Source organism: Actinoplanes sp. NPDC051633, from assembly GCF_040681735.1.
Classification (GTDB): Bacteria; Actinomycetota; Actinomycetes; order Mycobacteriales; family Micromonosporaceae; genus Actinoplanes.
This window is the reverse complement of the sequence record NZ_JBFAZH010001503.1, coordinates 1-1,583: the sequence shown is the minus strand read 5'-3', so window position 1 is coordinate 1,583 and position 1,583 is coordinate 1. Positions and strand designations below refer to the sequence as shown.

Below are 1,583 nucleotides of genomic sequence, written 5' to 3'. Positions count from 1 at the left end.
CGGACCAGCTCCAGCGACTACACAGCGTCGGCCAGGTAATGGTTGCGCTCGCCGGAGCCGTGGGTGTCGGTGGTGACCGCGCCGGCGACCGAGATGTGCGGCAGCGAGGCGAGGTTGTGCAGGGCCACGCCGGCCTCGTCGAGCTGCGCGACCAGGTCGCCGTACCGGATGCCGCCGTCGACCCGGACCGAGCGCCGGTCCTCGCTGATCCCCAGAATCCGCGGCATGGCGGAAAGCGAGATGAGGTCGCCGCCGGTGTCCGAGATGCGGTTGAAGGAATGGCCGCTGCCCAGGACGCGGGCCCGCTCGGCGCGGGCGACGAGTTCCTGCACCTCGGGTACGGAGGCCGGGCGATGCACCCGCTGCGCCGTGAAGACGATGTTCCCGGCCCAGTTGGTGACCTGCTCGCTCATGACTACACCGTAACCCGGCCGGTACGCGGGCACACCCTATTGACACAGGTCTATGGGAGCGCTCCCATAGATGCCATGAAACTCGCCGCTCTAGTTATGGTCGCCGCCGGTCTGGTCGCTCCCTCCCCCAGCGCCGCCGCCGGCTGTCAGGTCACCTACTCCGTCACCAGTCAATGGCCGGGCGGCTTCGGCGCAACCGTCGCCGTGACCAACCTCGGCGACCCGATCACCGGTTGGGCGCTGGCCTTCGCATTCCCGTCCGGCCAGCGCATCACGCAGATCTGGAACGCCGTCGCGACCGACACCGGGGCGCGCAACGCCGCCTGGAACGCCTCGATCCCGACGAACGGGACGGCGTCCTTCGGCTTCAACGGCTCGTTCACCGGCGTAAACACGTCGCCGGCCTCCTTCACGCTCAACGGGGTGGTGTGCGACGGCGGCGTGACCGATCCGCCGCCCGACCCGGACCCGGAGCCCGGTGACACCGTGCGCGTCATGCCGCTCGGCGACTCGATCACCGGCTCCCCCGGCTGCTGGCGCGCCCTGCTCTGGCAGCAGCTGCAGCAGGCCGGCCGCACCGAGGTCGACTTCGTCGGAACGCTGCCGGCGCAGGGCTGCGGCTTCACCCACGACGGCGACAACGAGGGCCACGGCGGCTTCCTCGCCGTGAACATCGCGAACCAGAACCTGCTGCCGGGCTGGCTCGCGGCCACCGATCCCGACGTCGTGATGATGCACCTGGGCACCAACGACGTGTGGAACAACCTGTCGCCGCAGACGATCCTGGCCGCCTTCACCAAGCTCGTCGGGCAGATGCGCGCCGCGAACCCGGCCATGAGGATCCTCGTCGCCCAGATCATCCCGATGAACCCCGCCAACTGCGCCGACTGCGGGCAGCGGGCGGTCGCGCTCAACGCGGCGATCCCGGCGTGGGCGGCGTCGCTCAGCACCGCGGCCTCCCCGGTCACCGTGGTCGACCAGTGGACCGGCTTCAGCACGGCCACCGACACGTACGACGGGGTGCACCCCAACGACAGCGGCAACCGGAAGATCGCCGCGCGGTGGTATCCCGCCCTGGTCACGGGTATCCCCACTGCGTGACCGATGACTCCGTGGACGTCGCGCGGCCGCTGGCCCCCGACACGCCCGGGTTCTCCGCCCTTGCCGAAG

The 1,583-nt window shown here is 70.5% G+C and carries 2 protein-coding genes; one reads left to right on the top strand and one right to left on the bottom strand.

What is annotated here, in order from left to right; genetic code table 11:
- Positions 1-17: 17 nt before the first annotated feature.
- Positions 18-413, bottom strand: a complete 396-nt coding sequence (locus AB0M20_RS42545; RefSeq protein ID WP_364307094.1) for an FAD-binding protein — start codon at positions 411-413, stop codon at positions 18-20.
- A gap of 75 nt (positions 414-488) precedes the next feature.
- Here AB0M20_RS42545 and AB0M20_RS42540 point away from each other — a divergent pair, with 75 nt between their 5' ends.
- On the top strand, positions 489-1,514 hold the full coding sequence (locus tag AB0M20_RS42540; protein ID WP_364307092.1) for a cellulose binding domain-containing protein: 1,026 nt from the start codon (positions 489-491) through the stop codon (positions 1,512-1,514).
- Positions 1,515-1,583 lie beyond the last annotated feature (69 nt).

Bases quoted from the DNA above. Each gene is read 5' to 3' on its own strand.
- AB0M20_RS42545 (WP_364307094.1), bottom strand. From the start codon at position 413: ATGAGCGAGCAGGTCACCAACTGGGCCGGGAACATCGTCTTCACGGCG.
- AB0M20_RS42540 (WP_364307092.1), top strand. From the start codon at position 489: ATGAAACTCGCCGCTCTAGTTATGGTCGCCGCCGGTCTGGTCGCTCCC.